Source organism: Pseudomonas sp. GW821-FHT03E01, assembly GCF_059420765.1.
Genome location: NZ_JBWKUI010000004.1, coordinates 273312 through 288979, shown reverse-complemented (window position 1 = coordinate 288979; position 15668 = coordinate 273312). Strand labels below are relative to the sequence as shown.

General features: G+C 60.0%; 13 protein-coding genes. 9 read left to right on the top strand and 4 right to left on the bottom strand.

Annotation, left to right across the window (positions count from 1 at the left end):
• Positions 1-83: 83 nt before the first annotated feature.
• Positions 84-1031 (bottom strand): GlxA family transcriptional regulator, encoded by a 948-nt coding sequence (locus AC07VO_RS09135; RefSeq protein ID WP_064620848.1) that lies wholly within the window; start codon positions 1029-1031, stop codon positions 84-86.
• A gap of 210 nt (positions 1032-1241) precedes the next feature.
• Between AC07VO_RS09135 and AC07VO_RS09130 the strand changes: the two genes are divergently transcribed.
• The 6 genes from AC07VO_RS09130 (at position 1242) to AC07VO_RS09105 (ending at position 6744) form a co-directional block, all read left to right on the top strand.
• On the top strand, positions 1242-2186 hold the full coding sequence (locus AC07VO_RS09130) for a choline ABC transporter substrate-binding protein (protein WP_086944435.1): 945 nt from the start codon (positions 1242-1244) through the stop codon (positions 2184-2186).
• Positions 2187-2286: 100 nt separating this feature from the next.
• Positions 2287-3174 carry a 3-dehydrocarnitine:acetyl-CoA trimethylamine transferase CdhC gene (gene cdhC, locus AC07VO_RS09125; protein WP_086944434.1) on the top strand — a complete coding sequence of 296 codons (888 nt, stop codon included), beginning with the start codon at positions 2287-2289 and terminating at the stop codon, positions 3172-3174.
• 141 nt (positions 3175-3315) lie between these two features.
• Positions 3316-4281 carry an L-carnitine dehydrogenase gene (locus AC07VO_RS09120; RefSeq protein WP_018928778.1) on the top strand — a complete coding sequence of 322 codons (966 nt, stop codon included), beginning with the start codon at positions 3316-3318 and terminating at the stop codon, positions 4279-4281.
• 179 nt (positions 4282-4460) lie between these two features.
• Entirely contained in the window at positions 4461-4931 is a 471-nt protein-coding gene (locus AC07VO_RS09115) for a thioesterase family protein (RefSeq protein WP_064620857.1), read from the top strand.
• A 13-nt stretch (positions 4932-4944) separates the two neighbouring features.
• Entirely contained in the window at positions 4945-6108 is a 1164-nt protein-coding gene (locus AC07VO_RS09110; protein ID WP_018928776.1) for a gamma-butyrobetaine dioxygenase, read from the top strand.
• Positions 6109-6480: 372 nt separating this feature from the next.
• On the top strand, positions 6481-6744 hold the full coding sequence (locus tag AC07VO_RS09105; RefSeq protein ID WP_019580667.1) for a hypothetical protein: 264 nt from the start codon (positions 6481-6483) through the stop codon (positions 6742-6744).
• A 64-nt stretch (positions 6745-6808) separates the two neighbouring features.
• On the opposite strand, the gene gbdR is transcribed toward AC07VO_RS09105, so the two are convergent.
• Both gbdR and AC07VO_RS09095 read right to left on the bottom strand, forming a co-directional pair.
• Positions 6809-7912, bottom strand: a complete 1104-nt coding sequence (gene gbdR, locus AC07VO_RS09100) for a choline metabolism transcriptional regulator GbdR (protein ID WP_007975492.1) — start codon at positions 7910-7912, stop codon at positions 6809-6811.
• 490 nt (positions 7913-8402) lie between these two features.
• Positions 8403-9779 carry an L-serine ammonia-lyase gene (locus AC07VO_RS09095; protein WP_018928774.1) on the bottom strand — a complete coding sequence of 459 codons (1377 nt, stop codon included), beginning with the start codon at positions 9777-9779 and terminating at the stop codon, positions 8403-8405.
• A gap of 436 nt (positions 9780-10215) precedes the next feature.
• On the opposite strand from AC07VO_RS09095, the gene AC07VO_RS09090 reads away from it, so the two are divergent.
• From AC07VO_RS09090 to choV, 3 genes are all read left to right on the top strand, one after another.
• Complete coding sequence (locus tag AC07VO_RS09090; protein ID WP_018928773.1) at positions 10216-11163, top strand: choline ABC transporter substrate-binding protein; 948 nt, start codon at positions 10216-10218, stop codon at positions 11161-11163.
• Between the two features lie 66 nt (positions 11164-11229).
• Positions 11230-12075, top strand: coding sequence for a choline ABC transporter permease subunit (gene choW, locus AC07VO_RS09085; protein WP_018928772.1), 846 nt, complete (start codon positions 11230-11232; stop codon positions 12073-12075).
• Positions 12072-13250 (top strand): choline ABC transporter ATP-binding protein, encoded by a 1179-nt coding sequence (gene choV / locus AC07VO_RS09080; RefSeq protein ID WP_018928771.1) that lies wholly within the window; start codon positions 12072-12074, stop codon positions 13248-13250. Before choW ends, choV begins: the two co-directional genes overlap by 4 nt.
• 256 nt (positions 13251-13506) lie before the next feature.
• Here choV and AC07VO_RS09075 read toward each other — a convergent pair whose 3' ends face one another.
• Complete coding sequence (locus AC07VO_RS09075; RefSeq protein ID WP_245846248.1) at positions 13507-15456, bottom strand: BCCT family transporter; 1950 nt, start codon at positions 15454-15456, stop codon at positions 13507-13509.
• Positions 15457-15668: the final 212 nt, after the last annotated feature.

Sequence of the window (15668 nt, the reverse complement as noted above, 5' to 3'; positions counted from 1 at the left end):
CGCGAAGGCGTCGTGTCAGACAACAATGATTTCGAATGTGCCGGCCTCTTCGCGGGCAAGCCTCGCTCCTACAGGGGTCGGTTTCAGGCCTTCTGGCTTTGTCGGCGATCCTCCCGCGGGCACCGCTCAAACCTCGCCCGATAACTGCGGGTGAAATACGACGGCGATTCAAACCCGCAGGCGATACTCACCTCCAACACGCTCATGTCCGTCTGGCGCAGCAGCTGCCGCGCCTTCTCCAACCTTAGTCGCAGATAGAAATTGCTCGGCGTGTCGTGCAGGTGCAGGCGAAACAGGCGCTCTAGCTGACGCCGGGTCACTTTGATCGATTCCGCCAGCTCCAAAGTGCTGAGCGGCGGTTCGCTGTGCTGTTCCATCTCCCCAATGACATGCACCAGTTTCTTGTTGCTGATGCCATATCGCGTGGCGACTTCCATGCGTTGGTGATCTTTGCGCGGGCGAATGCGCCCGAGTACGAATTGTTCGCTGACCTGAATCGCCAGTTCCGGGCCATGGGCCTGACCGATGAGGTCAAGCATCAGGTCGATCGAGGCGGTACCGCCGGCGGAGGTGATACGCCGTCGGTCGATCTCGAACAGTTCCTGGGTGACGCTCAGCTGTGGATAAGATTCCTTGAAGGCGTCGATGGCTTCCCAGTGCAGGGTCAGGCGATGACCGTCGAGCAGGCCGGCTTCGGCGAGGATGAAGCTGCCGGTGTCGATGGCGCCGAGCGTCACGCCTTCGTTGTCCAGGCGACGTAACCAATGCTCCAGGGCCGGGGTGGCGAACTTCAGCGGTTCGAAACCGGCGACCACCAACAGGGTTGCGCCTTTCTTCAGCGGCTCCAGCGCTGCATCGGCGTTGACCGACATGCCGTTACTGGCCAGAACCGCCCCGCCATCGGCGCTCAACACATGCCAGCGGTACAACTCGCCGCGAAAGCGATTGGCGACCCGCAGCGGCTCGATCGCCGAGATAAAACCGATCGCCGAAAAACCCGGCATCAACAAGAAGTAGAAATCCTGGGACATGGAGCGCACTCGACTGGCAGGCAACGAGAGGGCGGGAAGCGTGTGGACGTTGATACGCCACTTGCAAGCAGCATTCAAGTGCGCAGGTCGCCGCAGTGCAAGAGCTGGTCGCCGCAGTGCGTTTTCACGGGGGCTTTGCTGCGTAACTTGGCATCACCGGCGCATCAGACACCGGAACCCACAATAAACGACCTGCCGAGGAACCCCGACATGAAACGACTGATCAGCAGCTGTGTTCTTGCACTCAGCGGTACCGCTTTCTTGAGCGCCAGTGTCATGGCAGCCGAACCCGCCTCGTGCCAGAACGTGCGCATGGGCGTAGTGAACTGGACCGACGTGATCGCCACCAGCGCCATGACCCAGGTCCTGCTCGACGGCCTCGGCTACAGCACCAAACAAACCAGCGCCTCCCAGCAAATCGTCTTTGCCGGCATTCGCGACCAGCGCCTGGATTTGTTCCTGGGCTACTGGAACCCGCTGATGACCCAGACCATCACGCCGTTTGTCGATGCCAAGCAGGTCAAAGTGCTTGAAGCGCCAAGCCTCAAGGACGCCCGCGCCACCCTGGCAGTACCGACTTACCTTGCCGAAAAGGGCCTGAAAACTTTCGCCGACATCGCCAAGTTTGAAAAAGAACTGGGCGGCAAGATTTACGGCATCGAACCTGGCTCGGGCGCCAACACCCAGATCAAGGCGATGATCGCCAAGAACCAGTTCGGCCTCGGCAAGTTCCAGCTGGTCGAGTCCAGCGAAGCCGGCATGCTGGCGGCAGTAGATCGCGCGGTACGCCGCAAGGAAGCCGTGGTGTTCTTCGGCTGGGCGCCGCACCCGATGAACGTCAACGTGAAGATGACCTACCTCACCGGCAGCGACGACGCCCTCGGTCCGAACGAAGGCATGGCCACGGTCTGGACCGTCACCTCGCCGAACTACGCGCAGCAATGCCCGAACGTCGGTCGCCTGCTGAGCAACCTGACGTTCACCGCCGAAGACGAGAGCCGGATGATGCAGCCGCTGCTGGATCACAAGGACGCTTTCGAATCGGCCAAACAGTGGCTCAAGGATCACCCGCAAGACAAGCAACGCTGGCTTGAAGGCGTGACCACATTCGATGGCAAGCCGGCCGCTGAAAACCTGAAACTGACCAGCAAATAGAACCGAAATGAACCACCGATTCGCAGCCCGATGCGGGCTGCGAGCGGAATCGCCACGCCCAAGCTCCACCAAAAAACTCAAGCCTGAAGGAAACCGCCTCATGAACCACGACGTCATCATCACCTGCGCACTCACCGGTGCTGGCGACACGACCGCCAAGAGCCCACACGTGCCGGTCACCCCGAAACAAATCGCTGCCGCCGCCGTGGAAGCCGCCAAGGCGGGCGCTACCGTGGTCCACTGCCACGTTCGCGACCCACAAACCGGCAAGTTCAGCCGTGACGTGGCGCTGTACCGCGAAGTGATGGAGCGCATCCGCGAGGCGGACGTCGACATCATCGTCAACCTCACTGCCGGCATGGGCGGCGACCTGGAAATCGGCGCAGGCGAGAACCCGATGGAGTTCGGTCCGAACACCGATCTGGTCGGCCCACTGACCCGTCTGGCCCACGTTGAAGAATTGCTGCCAGAAATCTGCACCCTGGATTGCGGCACCCTGAACTTCGGCGACGGCGACACCATTTACGTCTCCACCCCGGCGCAACTCCGGGCCGGCGCGAAGCGAATTCAAGAGCTGGGCGTCAAGCCTGAGCTGGAAATTTTCGACACCGGTCACCTGTGGTTCGCCAAGCAGATGATCAAGGAAGGTCTGCTGGATAACCCGTTGTTCCAGCTGTGCCTGGGCATCCCGTGGGGTGCGCCAGCAGATACCACCACCATGAAAGCCATGGTCGACAACCTGCCGGCCGACGCGGTCTGGGCCGCGTTCGGCATCGGTCGCATGCAGATGCCAATGGCCGCACAGGCCGTGCTGCTCGGTGGCAACGTGCGTGTCGGTCTGGAAGACAACCTGTGGCTGGACAAGGGCGTACTGGCGACCAACGGCCAACTGGTCGAACGCGCCTCGGAAATCCTCAGCCGCCTCGGCGCCCGCGTTCTGACCCCGGCCGAAGGCCGGGCAAAAATGGGCCTGACCAAGCGCGGTTGAAACAAATCACCCTTTCCCCCTGTGGGAGCGAGTTTGCTCGCGATGACGGTTGTCCTGCCGCAGATAACGCATCGGTTGTACCGGCGTCATCGCGAGCAGGTTCGCTCCCACTTTTTTTTGAGCCAAATTCAGGAAGTCGCCATGAGCTTTATCACTGATATCAAAACCTTCGCAGCACTGGGCAGCGGTGTCATCGGCAGCGGCTGGGTGTCCCGCGCCCTCGCCCACGGCCTCGATGTGGTGGCCTGGGATCCGGCACCCGGTGCCGAAGCGGCGCTGCGCAAACGTGTCGCCAATGCCTGGGGCGCGCTGGAGAAACAAGGCCTGGCACCCGGCGCATCGCAGGATCGGCTGCGCTTTGTCGCCACCATCGAAGAATGTGTTCGCGACGCGGATTTCATTCAGGAAAGCGCCCCTGAGCGCCTGGACCTGAAACTGGAACTGCACAGCAAAATCAGCGCGGCGGCCAAGCCCAATGCGTTGATCGGTTCCAGCACCTCGGGACTGTTGCCGAGCGAGTTTTACGAGAGTTCGACGCACCCGGAACGCTGCGTGGTCGGGCACCCGTTCAACCCGGTTTATCTGCTGCCATTGGTGGAAGTGGTCGGCGGCAAGAACACCGCGCCAGAAGCGGTGCAAGCGGCGATGAAAGTCTATGAATCCCTGGGGATGCGCCCGCTGCATGTGCGCAAGGAAGTACCGGGATTTATCGCCGACCGTTTGCTCGAAGCCTTGTGGCGTGAGGCGCTGCACCTGGTCAACGACGGCGTGGCGACCACGGGTGAAATCGACGATGCGATTCGTTTTGGCGCGGGTCTGCGCTGGTCGTTCATGGGCACCTTCCTGACTTACACCCTGGCAGGCGGCGATGCCGGGATGCGGCACTTCATGGCGCAGTTCGGACCAGCATTGCAGCTGCCCTGGACGTACCTGCCGGCACCGGAGCTGACCGACAAGTTGATTGACGATGTGGTGGATGGCACCAGCGATCAGTTGGGCACACACAGCATCTCGGCACTGGAACGCTATCGTGACGATTGCTTGTTGGCGGTGCTGGAGGCGGTGAAAACCACCAAAGAGAAGCATGGGATGGCCTTCAGCGAATAAACACACACCCTGTGGCGAGGGAGCTTGCTCCGGCTCGGCCGCGAAGCGGTCGTAAAACCAGCAAACGCGATTTGACTGATACCTCGCATCCACCGGTTTTGGGACTGCTTCGCAGTCCAGCGGGAGCAAGCTCCCTCGCCACACATGTGTACACCAGCGATTATCTGTGGAGTTCCACCATGCCCACCCTCACCACCTACCAAACCAGAATCATCCCCGACTGGGTCGACTACAACGGCCATCTGCGCGATGCCTTCTACCTGCTGATTTTCAGCTACGCCACTGACGCGTTGATGGACCGGCTGGGTATGGACAGCAACAACCGCGAGGCCAGCGGCCACTCGCTGTTTACCCTCGAACTGCACCTCAATTACCTGCACGAAGTGAAACTCGATGCCGACGTCGAAGTGCATACGCAGATCATCGGCCACGACCGCAAGCGCCTGCACCTCTACCACAGCCTGCATCTGGTGGGCGGTGACAAGGAGCTGGCGGGCAATGAACAGATGCTGCTGCACGTCGACCTCGCCGGACCGCGATCCGCACCGTTCAGCGAAGCAACCTTGAGCAAGCTGCAGGCCATCGTCGCCGATCAAACCGACTTGCCCGCACCCGCCTGGATCGGCCGAGTGATTGCTTTACCAAAATAATAAGGAGCCCGCCATGAACACCGCCGCCGCTTTTGCCGATTTCCGCACCTATCCATTGATCAGCGCGTTGACCGCCGTGCACACCCTGGCGGACCGAATTCAAGTGAAGTGGGCGGACGGTCGGGTCAGCCCTTTTCATCATCAATGGCTGCGGGACAACTGCCCGTGCCCACAGTGCGTCTACACGGTGACGCGCGAGCAAGTGCTGGAAATCGTCGATGTCGCAGAGCACCTGATGCCTGAAAACGCCACCGTCGATGCCGAAGGCTGCCTGTGCGTCGATTGGCAGGATGGCCACCTCAGCCGCTTCGATCCGGGCTGGCTGCGGGCCCATGCCTATGACGACGAGTCCCGCGCCGAACGCCAAGCCGGAAAACCGAAAGCCAGGCTTTGGCACAGCGATTTGCAGCTGCCAGTGTTCGAATACCAGGCCCTGATGGAGAACAACGACGCCTTGTTGCAATGGCTGCTGGCCGTGCGCGATATCGGCCTGACTCAAGTGCGCGGAGTCCCCACCGAGCCGGGCTCGCTGAAGCTGATCGCCCAACGGATTTCGTTCATCCGCGAGAGCAATTTCGGCGTGCTGTTCAACGTGCAATCCAAGGCCGATGCCGACAGCAATGCCTACACCGCCTTCAACCTGCCACTGCACAGCGATTTGCCGACCCGGGAGTTGCAACCGGGGCTGCAATTTCTGCATTGCCTGGTGAATGACGCCGACGGTGGCGAAAGTATTTTCGTCGACGGTTTTGCCATCGCCCAAGCTTTGCGTCAGGAAGATCCAGAGGCGTTTCAAGCCTTGTGTGAAATCCCCGTGGAGTTCCGCAACAAGGACCGCCACAGCGACTACCGCTGCCTGGCACCGATCATCGCGCTGGATGCATTCGGGCAAGTGTCGGAAATCCGCATGGCGAACTTTCTGCGCGGGCCATTCGATGCTTCAGTGGAGCAGATGCCCAGGCTGTATCGCGCTTACCGGCGTTTCATTGCGATGACCCGCGAGCCGCGCTTCCGGGTGATGACACGGCTCAACCCCGGCGAGTTGTGGTGCTTCGACAACCGCCGCACCCTCCACGCCCGCAACGCCTTCGACCCCGCCACCGGCGCCCGGCATTTCCAGGGTTGCTATGTCGACCGGGATGAATTGCTGTCGCGCATTCTCGTTTTACAACGCTAGACCGCGTCATCGTTCATCGCGGGCAAGCCTCGCTCCTACAGGGTATTCGCGATCCCTGTAGGAGCGAGGCTTGCCCGCGAAAGCGTCAGCCCAATCAACACGTCCATTACCGATTCACAGGCAAAAAAAACCCCGATCAAGCCGTGACAAGATCGGAGCTGAGGAGGGTACTGTTGAGGAGCTGTTGCGCGAGGGTGACCAAACCTTCGTGATGCCAGCTGAGTCCAGTGTGCCTACTCCCATCCTTAGCAAGTTAGCCGAAAACGACCTGTTCATAGGTATTGCGGCCATTGCGACAAATCGTCCTTGCCGACGCCTACAGCCCCTACCAGAATCGAACCACGACACCGTTCCCTGAAGAAGGATTGCGTCATGATGTACGCCGATTTGATAGACCAGGAAGACCTGTTGAGCCAGCTGAAAGCGTTGGGGTTTTCAGTGCCCCCCGGCGCAACCGCCGAGCAAGCCTGCGAATGCGCAGTACGGGGTTTGAACAACGAGCGGGCAATGGAACTGCGGACCATGGTCAAGCAGATGTACACCAGCAGCGCGTCAATCCAGCCGGCCGTGCGTCAGGCCATTGACAAGCAACTGTTACCGGCATTGGCGCAGTACCAACAGAGCCATAGCGCCTGATTTCCGGGGTGTGAACACTTTGTGGCGAGGGAGCAAGCTCCCTCGCCACAATAGTTTGCCTGGTTTAGAGCCTTACGCTGGCAAACGTCGATTCATTACGCGCCTGGCTCAACGCCGACAGCGGCCCGGACAACGGCGACAGCACCAGTGCTTGCGGCAGCGGCATCATCGCCACTTGTTGCGTGGTATTGGAGCCTACGCGCTCGTCACGCGGTGGAATGCCGAAGTATTCGCGGTAGCACTTGGAGAAGTGCGGCGTGGACACGAACCCGCACACCGACGCCACTTCGATGATCGACATCGGCGTTTGCTTGAGCAATTGCCGAGCACGGATCAGGCGCAGTTTCAGGTAGTAACGCGACGGCGAGCAGTGCAGGTATTTCTGGAACAGCCGCTCCAGCTGACGACGCGAAACGGCGACATAAACCGCCAGTTCATCAAGATCGATCGGCTCTTCGAGGTTAGCCTCCATCAGCGCCACGATTTCCTGCAGTTTCGGCTGGTTGGTGCCGAGCATGTGCTTGAGCGGCACGCGCTGGTGATCCTGCTCGTTGCGGATGCGCTCGTAGACGAACATCTCCGAAATCGCGGCCGACAGCTCACGACCGTGATCACGGCTGATCAGGTGCAGCATCATGTCCAGCGGCGCGGTGCCGCCGGAGCTGGTGAACCGGTTACGGTCGAGGGTGAACAGCCGGGTGCTCATGGCCACTCGCGGGAAAGCTTCCTGCATAGCGGCCAGACATTCCCAGTGCACGCTGCAATCGAAACCGTCCAGCAGGCCGGCGCACGCCAGGGCCCAGCTGCCGGTGCAGACCGCGCCGAGACGACGGGACTGACGCGCCTGGCTTTGCAGCCACGACACATGCTCACGGGTTACGGTGCGCTGAATGCCGATGCCGCCGCAGACAATGACGGTGTCCATGGGTGGTGCTTTGTGCATGGAGGCGTCGGGGGTGATCTGCAGGCCGTCACTGGCCCAGACCTGACCGCCATCGACGGTGAGCGTGGTCCAGCGGTACAGCTCGCGACCGGACAATTGGTTGGCCATGCGCAGGGGTTCTACTGCGGAGGCCAGAGAAATCAGCGTGAAATTGTCCAGCAGCAGAAAGCCGATGGATTGAGGCGCACGGTTCTGGGGTTGGGCCCCGGAGTTGAACGTCGTCATCGCGGTATCTCCTCACACAAAGCGGGTGATGGCCTCAGGCGGAGGCTCTTTTTATTGCCATCGTTCTCGCGTGGGAGACGGGCTTTGTAATGACAGAGCAATTGCCATGCCTAAATTGAATGCGCGTTCAATAACTCCTGAAAACGACGTCGCGATGCGTCTAGATATGGCGCGCAGAGATAAGAGGTTAAAAGTGCCATCAAAGGCCCCAAACCCGTGCCCCCGTTGCGTGTGAGCAAATCGGTAGCACTTGTGGGAACAGGTCTGCGACGCGGCGGTCAAGAGTGTCACCGCTGGCACAGGTGACGAACGGTCAGGGTTTGAATTTGATCCCCGACCGGGGAGCCGGGCTTGCCTGTTTGCGACGCGCCAAAACGTGGCGCGTTTTAGTGCGCGTGTTCACTTGGTGCGCAGTTTTGACTGGTCTGGTGTAGCACATGAGGTCTTTGTGGAGAGCAGGCTTGCCCCCTCTCCACAGGTCAACTCGGTTTCAGCACTCCACCGCGCTAACCGCCAAGCCACCGCGCGACGTCTCTTTATATTTGTCGTGCATGTCGGCACCGGTATCACGCATGGTGCGGATCACCCGGTCCAGCGAGATAAAGTGCTGGCCGTCACCGCGCAGCGCCATCTGCGCGGCGTTGATCGCTTTCACCGCAGCAATCGCATTGCGCTCGATGCACGGTACCTGCACCAGCCCGCCCACCGGGTCGCAGGTCAAGCCGAGGTTATGCTCCAGGCCGATTTCCGCCGCGTTACACAACTGCTCCGGCGTGGCACCAAGAACCTCCGCCAACCCGGCCGCCGCCATGGCGCAAGCCGAACCGACTTCACCCTGGCAACCGACTTCGGCACCGGAGATCGAGGCGTTCTTTTTGCACAGAATCCCCACCGCCGCGGCACTGAGGAAGTAATCGACCACATTGGCGTCGGTCACCGCCTCGCTGAATTTCATAAAGTAGTGCAACACCGCCGGAATGATCCCCGCCGCACCGTTGGTCGGCGCCGTGACCATGCGCCCGCCGGCAGCGTTTTCTTCGTTGACCGCCAACGCGAACAGGTTGACCCACTCCATCGCGCTCAAGGTCGAGCCGATCACGTTGGGCTTGTTCAGCTCTTGCAAGCTGCGGTGCAACTTGGCCGCGCGACGGCGCACATTGAGACCGCCGGGCAGGATGCCTTCGTGCTTGAGGCCTTGCTCCACACAATCCTGCATGGCGCGCCAGAGCTTCATCAGGCCACTGCGGATTTCTTCTTCGCTGCGCCAGACTTTCTCGTTGGCCATCATCAATTCGGCCACGCGCAGGTTGTGCTTCTTGCACAGGCTGAGCAATTCGACGGCACTGGAGAAGTCGTAAGGCAGTACGGTGTTATCCAGATCCACCACACCGCTGGAAGCTTGCGCCTCGTCGACGACAAAACCGCCGCCGATGGAATAATAGGTATCGCGATGCAGCTCGCCGTGATCGCCTTCGGCGACCAGGGTCATGGCGTTCGGATGGAACGGCAGGTTCTCGTCGATCAGGCGCATGTCCCGAGCCCAGATGAACGGGACCGACAAGCGGCCGTCGAGCAATAGCGTGTGAGTTTCACGCAAGGCTTCTATACGGATGCCGATTTGCGACGGATCGATCGCGTCGGGCCACTCGCCCATCAACCCCATGATCACCGCGTTGTCGCTGCCGTGGCCGATGCCGGTGGCCGAGAGCGATCCGTATAGCTGAACTTCGATGCGACACACCTGCTCCAGAAGCCCCCGCTCGCGCAAACCTTGCACGAACAGCGCCGCGGCGCGCATAGGCCCCACGGTGTGCGAACTGGAAGGGCCGATGCCGATTTTGAACAAGTCGAAAACGCTGATAGCCATTACTGCTGAACTCCTGGATGTGCCTGCTCCAGGCGCAAAAGCGCCCAGTGACGGAGCTGCTACGCTCAAGCTGCAATCCGTCGAGATGGCCGCATCATCAGGCTTTTACCATGTCGTTCAACGTCTCACACCGACGCACTCATGCCCACTAGCGCCGCAGGTCTCTTACGCAATGTTTTCGCCGTTTTTTTGCGGATCAGCGGGGCAAATCGGGCTGAAAAAAGCTGTAAACGACGTCACCGACACTGGATGCGACCATCCCTGTACTGGTTACGACGCACCCTGTAGGCGTCAGATTTTCACTGGTACATGATCGTATCGACTCGATTGCAAGGCGCTGTGGTAGAGCTGTCTCCAAAACGCCATCCAACCGCAACAGATAAGTGCGGTGGTCCAGTCGGAACACTGCCAAAAAAAACACTTAGGAGTCGCCCCTATGAAAGGTTCCCCGTCGTTGTTGTTGGCCGCCATGCTGAGTCTGCCGTTCCTGGCTCAAGCCGCAGAGCCGGCCCAATGCAGCACCGTAAACTTCTCCGATGTCGGCTGGACGGACATTACCGCGACCACCGCGACCACCAGCGTTGTGCTCAACGCCCTCGGCTACAAGACCAAGACCACGATGATTTCCGTGCCGGTGACCTACAAGTCCCTGGCCGACGGCAAGAACATGGACGTGTTCCTGGGTAACTGGATGCCGACCATGGAAAACGACATCAAGGCCTATCGGGATGCCGGCACCGTGGAAACCGTGCGCACCAACCTCAAAGGTGCCAAATACACCCTCGCCGTACCACAAGCGCTGTACGACAAAGGGCTGCATGACTTTGCCGACATCGCCAAATTCAAGAAAGAACTCGACGGCAAGATCTACGGTATCGAGCCAGGCAACGACGGCAACCGTCTGATCCAGAGCATGATCGACAAAGACGCCTTCGGTCTCAAAACCGCCGGTTTCAAAGTCGTCGAGTCCAGCGAAGCGGGCATGTTGTCGCAAGTCGACCGTGCGCAAAAACGCGACACCGCCGTGGTGTTCCTCGGCTGGGCACCGCACCCGATGAACAAACGTTTCAAGATTCAGTACTTGACCGGTGGCGATGACTTCTTCGGCCCGGATTTCGGTGCTGCCACCGTTGCGACCAACACTCGCAAGGGGTATACCCAAGAGTGCAGCAACGTCGGCCAACTGCTGAAAAACCTGGAGTTCACCGTCGACATGGAGAGTACGCTGATGGGCAACATCCTGGACGACAAGATGAAGCCTGAAGCGGCCGCCAAGGCCTGGCTGAAAAAGAACCCACAGGTGCTCGATACCTGGCTCGCTGGCGTGACCACCATTGACGGTAAACCAGGCCTGGAGGCCGTGAAAGCCAAGCTCGCGCAGTAATCGCTTACGCCGGGCAGGCTCGCCTGCCCGGGCTGTTTATTTCCTTGCATGCGGACGTTCACTACCATGCTGATTGATCAGAAAATACCCTTAGGCCAGTACATCGCGAGCTTCGTTGAATGGTTGACGCAACACGGCGCCAGCACCTTCGACGCCATCGCCGTGTCACTGGAAACGATGATCCACGGCGTGACTTTTGCGCTGACCTGGTTCAACCCGCTGGCATTGATCGGCCTCATCGCACTACTGGCACATTTCATCCAACGCAAATGGGGCCTGACCGTTTTCGTCATCGCCTCCTTCCTGCTGATCCTCAATCTGGGGTACTGGCAGGAAACCATGGAAACCCTCGCCCAGGTGTTGTTCGCCACCCTGGTCTGCGTAGTGATCGGCGTGCCGTTGGGTATCGTCGCCGCGCACAAACCGATGTTCTACACACTGATGCGGCCGGTGCTCGATCTGATGCAGACCGTACCGACTTTCGTGTACCTCATTCCTACCCTGACCCTCTTCGGTCTGGGTGTGGTCCCGGGTCTGATCTCGACGGTGGTGTTCGCGATTGCCGCGCCCATCCGCCTGACCTACCTGGGTATCCGCGATGTTCCGGACGAACTGATGGACGCCGGCAAAGCCTTTGGCTGCTCGCGCCGTCAGTTGCTCTCGCGCATCGAACTGCCCCACGCCATGCCAAGCATCGCGGCCGGTATCACCCAGTGCATCATGCTGTCGTTGTCGATGGTGGTGATTGCGGCACTGGTGGGCGCCGACGGCCTGGGCAAACCTGTGGTCAACGCACTGAACACTGCTGATATCGCACTGGGCTTCGAAGCAGGCCTGGCGATCGTACTGCTGGCGATCATGCTCGACCGTATCTGCAAACAACCCGAAGCCAAAGTAGGGGGTGACGCATGAGCATTATTCGCTTCGAAGACGTGGACGTGATCTTCTCCAAAGATCCACGCGCCGCTCTCAAACTGCTCGACCAGGGCATGACCCGCAACGAGATTCTGAAAAAGACCGGGCAAATCGTCGGTGTCGAAAAGGCCAGCCTGGACATCGAGAAAGGTGAAATCTGCGTACTGATGGGTTTGTCCGGCTCCGGCAAATCCAGCCTGTTGCGCTGCATCAACGGCCTCAACACCGTTAGCCGTGGCAAGTTGTTCGTCGAACACGAAGGCCGGCAGATCGACATCGCGTCCTGCACCCCGGCGGAACTGAAGATGATGCGCACCAAGCGCATCGCGATGGTGTTCCAGAAGTTCGCCCTGATGCCTTGGCTGACGGTGCGCGAGAACATCAGCTTCGGTCTGGAAATGCAGGGTCGCCCCGAGAAAGAACGCCGCAAACTGGTGGACGAGAAGCTTGAGCTGGTGGGCCTGACCCAGTGGCGCAACAAGAAACCCAATGAGCTCTCCGGCGGCATGCAGCAGCGTGTCGGCCTGGCCCGTGCGCTGGCGATGGACGCCGACATCTTGCTGATGGACGAACCGTTCTCGGCCCTCGACCCGCTGATTCGCCAAGGCCTGCAAGATGAACTGCTGGAACTGCAAAACAAGCTGAGCAAGACCATCGTCTTCGTGAGCCACGACCTCGATGAAGCCCTGAAGCTGGGCAGCCGTATCGCGATCATGAAAGACGGCCGGATCATCCAGTACAGCGTGCCGGAAGAAATCGTCCTGAACCCTGCGGACGATTATGTGCGCACCTTCGTCGCCCACACCAATCCGCTGAACGTATTGTGTGGTCGCAGCCTGATGCGCACCCTGGACAACTGCAAACGCATCAACGGTTCGGTGTGCCTGGATCCGGGCGGCGATTCGTGGCTGGACCTGGCCGAAGGCAACACCATCAAAGGCGCGCGCCAGAACGGCTCGAGCCTGGATCTGCAGAAATGGATACCTGGGCAAGCGGTTGAAGCCCTGGGCCGTCGGCCAACACTGGTGGACTCCAACATCGGCATGCGTGATGCGCTGCAGATTCGTTACCAGACCGGCAACAAGCTGGTGCTGCACGACAACAACAAAGTGGTCGGGATCCTGGGCGACAGCGAGCTGTACCACGCGCTGCTCGGCAAGAACCTGGGGTAAGCAAGACAGCAGACACAAAAACGCCGCGAGATGATCGCGGCGTTTTTGTTTGTGCAGATATCAGGTCTGGAATACCGACAACTGTGGCGAGGGAGCTTGCTCCCGCTGGGTTGCGGAGCGACCCCAATCCAGACACCACGGTATTTCAGATAGATCGCGTAACCAGGATCTACGACTGCTTCGCAGCCGAACGGGAGCGAGCTCCCTCGCCACAATGGAGATGCGGTGCATTCACTGCACCGCATCACCTCAAACCTCAGCTATAAACCCGGCCTAGCAGCTGCCGATGGCTTTCAAACTGATCGAGCACGTCACGGGTGATTTGATCCTGAGTGAAGCCCATCAAGTCATAGTCCTGGCTGCCGTTGTGCAGGTACACCTCAGCGCGGTAGTAACGTGCGCGCGGTTCATCGGCACTTTCGGCCGACACCGCTTCACTCGCCGCCGCCAGATAACCGTCCAGGCTCACTTCGTAGACAAAAGGGTTGCCCTCTTCCATCTCGATCCGCAGGCCCATGCAACGCTTGGCTTTACCCAGCAACGTTTGCACGTTCAGGCCCTTGCCACGCAGTTGAACCACGGCCTCTTCCAGCGCCGGGCTGACTTGTTTGTCCATGAAACGCTGAACAATCGACTGATTCGGCTGCAGATCCAGCTGGGTCAGACGCTCGCTGAAACCACGACGACCACGCGCTGCCAGTTCCGCTTGCTCCTGTTCGATCTGCACGTCCTGGCGCATGGCCTTGTGCAAACCGAACATGAAGAACACCAGCACCACCGAGAACGGCAGCCCCGCCAGCACCACCATGGTTTGCATGGCTTCGAAGTTACCGGCGAACAGCAGACCGATGGTCACCAGGGTGATCACCACCGACCAGAAAATCCGCAGCCAGTGCGGCGCGTCTTCGTCGACGTTGCCGCCCTTGCACGAAAGGTTGGCCATCATCACCGCGCCGGAGTCCGCCGGGGTCAGGAACAGCACGAAACCGACAAAAATCGACACGCCAATGACAACTTTCGACGCCGGGTAATGCTCAAGCAACTGGTAGATCGCCATCGATGGCTGTTCCAGCGCCGTCTTCCCGAGCTCCACCGCCCCATGGTTCATCACCAGGTCCAGGGCCGAGTTACCGAAGATCGACAGCCATGCCAGGGTGAAACCCAGCGGAATCAGCAGCACGCCGGCGACCAGCTCACGCACCGTGCGACCACGGGAAATACGCGCGATGAACATGCCGACAAATGGCGCCCAGGAAATCCACCAGGCCCAGTAGAACAGGGTCCACAGGCCCAGCCAGCGGTCAGACTTCTCACTGTCGCCTTCATACACGTAGAGGTCGAAGGTCTTCAGCACCACGCCATTGAGGTAGTCACCGATGTTCTGCACAAAGCCGTTGAGCAGGTGCAGAGTCGGGCCGAACAACAGCACGAAAATCAGCAGACCGCTGAACAGCACGATGTTCAGGTTGGACAGACGGCGAATGCCGTTTTCCACGCCGGACACAGCGGCGATGGTCGCCACGGTGCTCATCACGATGATCACGATCAGCAAGTTGGTGTTGCTGTGCGCCATGCCGAACAGGTTTTCCAGCCCCGACGACACTTGCAGCGAACCGATCCCCAGGTTCGTCACCAGCCCCAGCAGGGTCACGAACATGCCAAAGCCGTCCACCGCATGACCGGCCGCGCCTTTGACCCAACGCTCGCCGACCAGCGGATAAAGCGCCGAACGCAATGCCAACGGCTGGTTATGACGGTAAGCAAAGTACGCCACGGCCAGGCCGACCAAGGCGTAGATCGCCCAGCCATGCAGGCCCCAATGCAGGAACGTCAGCTGCACTGCCTGACGTGCGGCAAGGTTGCTGCCGGCGACGCCTTCCGGCGGGTTGAAGTAATGGTCCAGCGGCTCGGACGCACCGAAGTACAACAGCGAGATGCCGATACCCGACGAGAACAGCATCCCCGCCCAGGCGCCGTAGCTGAAGTCCGGGGTATCGTCCTTGCTGCCCAGCTTGAGCTTGCCATAAGACGAAAACGCCAGGCCAACCACGAACACCAGGTAGGCGGCGATCACTACCATGTAGTACCAGCCGAAGCTGCGGGACAACCACGCCTGGGCAATGCCGAGCATTCTGCCGGCCTCTTGCGGGGCGATGATCAGAATGGCGGTCAACAACAGAATCAACGCGGTAGAGGTGTAGAACACCCAACCGTTGACCATCACCTTCTCGGGTGGGGTCTTTATTAGAGAGGCAGAACTCATGGCACAGATGCTCCGGGCAGTGCGAGAGAAGAACACAAGGCAACGCGATACCCGACCAATCGATTAGTTGGCAGCCGACCGGCGGGTGATATAAAGACACCCCGAAAAAAGCCCGAAACCCATGGAACGCCAGTGCGCGTGGGTTTCGAGCATGT

Coding starts and splice junctions, on each gene's coding strand:
- AC07VO_RS09135 (WP_064620848.1), bottom strand. CDS start 1,031: ATGTCCCAGGATTTCTACTTCTTGTTGATGCCGGGTTTTTCGGCGATC.
- AC07VO_RS09130 (WP_086944435.1), top strand. CDS start 1,242: ATGAAACGACTGATCAGCAGCTGTGTTCTTGCACTCAGCGGTACCGCT.
- cdhC (WP_086944434.1), top strand. CDS start 2,287: ATGAACCACGACGTCATCATCACCTGCGCACTCACCGGTGCTGGCGAC.
- AC07VO_RS09120 (WP_018928778.1), top strand. CDS start 3,316: ATGAGCTTTATCACTGATATCAAAACCTTCGCAGCACTGGGCAGCGGT.
- AC07VO_RS09115 (WP_064620857.1), top strand. CDS start 4,461: ATGCCCACCCTCACCACCTACCAAACCAGAATCATCCCCGACTGGGTC.
- AC07VO_RS09110 (WP_018928776.1), top strand. CDS start 4,945: ATGAACACCGCCGCCGCTTTTGCCGATTTCCGCACCTATCCATTGATC.
- AC07VO_RS09105 (WP_019580667.1), top strand. CDS start 6,481: ATGATGTACGCCGATTTGATAGACCAGGAAGACCTGTTGAGCCAGCTG.
- gbdR (WP_007975492.1), bottom strand. CDS start 7,912: ATGACGACGTTCAACTCCGGGGCCCAACCCCAGAACCGTGCGCCTCAA.
- AC07VO_RS09095 (WP_018928774.1), bottom strand. CDS start 9,779: ATGGCTATCAGCGTTTTCGACTTGTTCAAAATCGGCATCGGCCCTTCC.
- AC07VO_RS09090 (WP_018928773.1), top strand. CDS start 10,216: ATGAAAGGTTCCCCGTCGTTGTTGTTGGCCGCCATGCTGAGTCTGCCG.
- choW (WP_018928772.1), top strand. CDS start 11,230: ATGCTGATTGATCAGAAAATACCCTTAGGCCAGTACATCGCGAGCTTC.
- choV (WP_018928771.1), top strand. CDS start 12,072: ATGAGCATTATTCGCTTCGAAGACGTGGACGTGATCTTCTCCAAAGAT.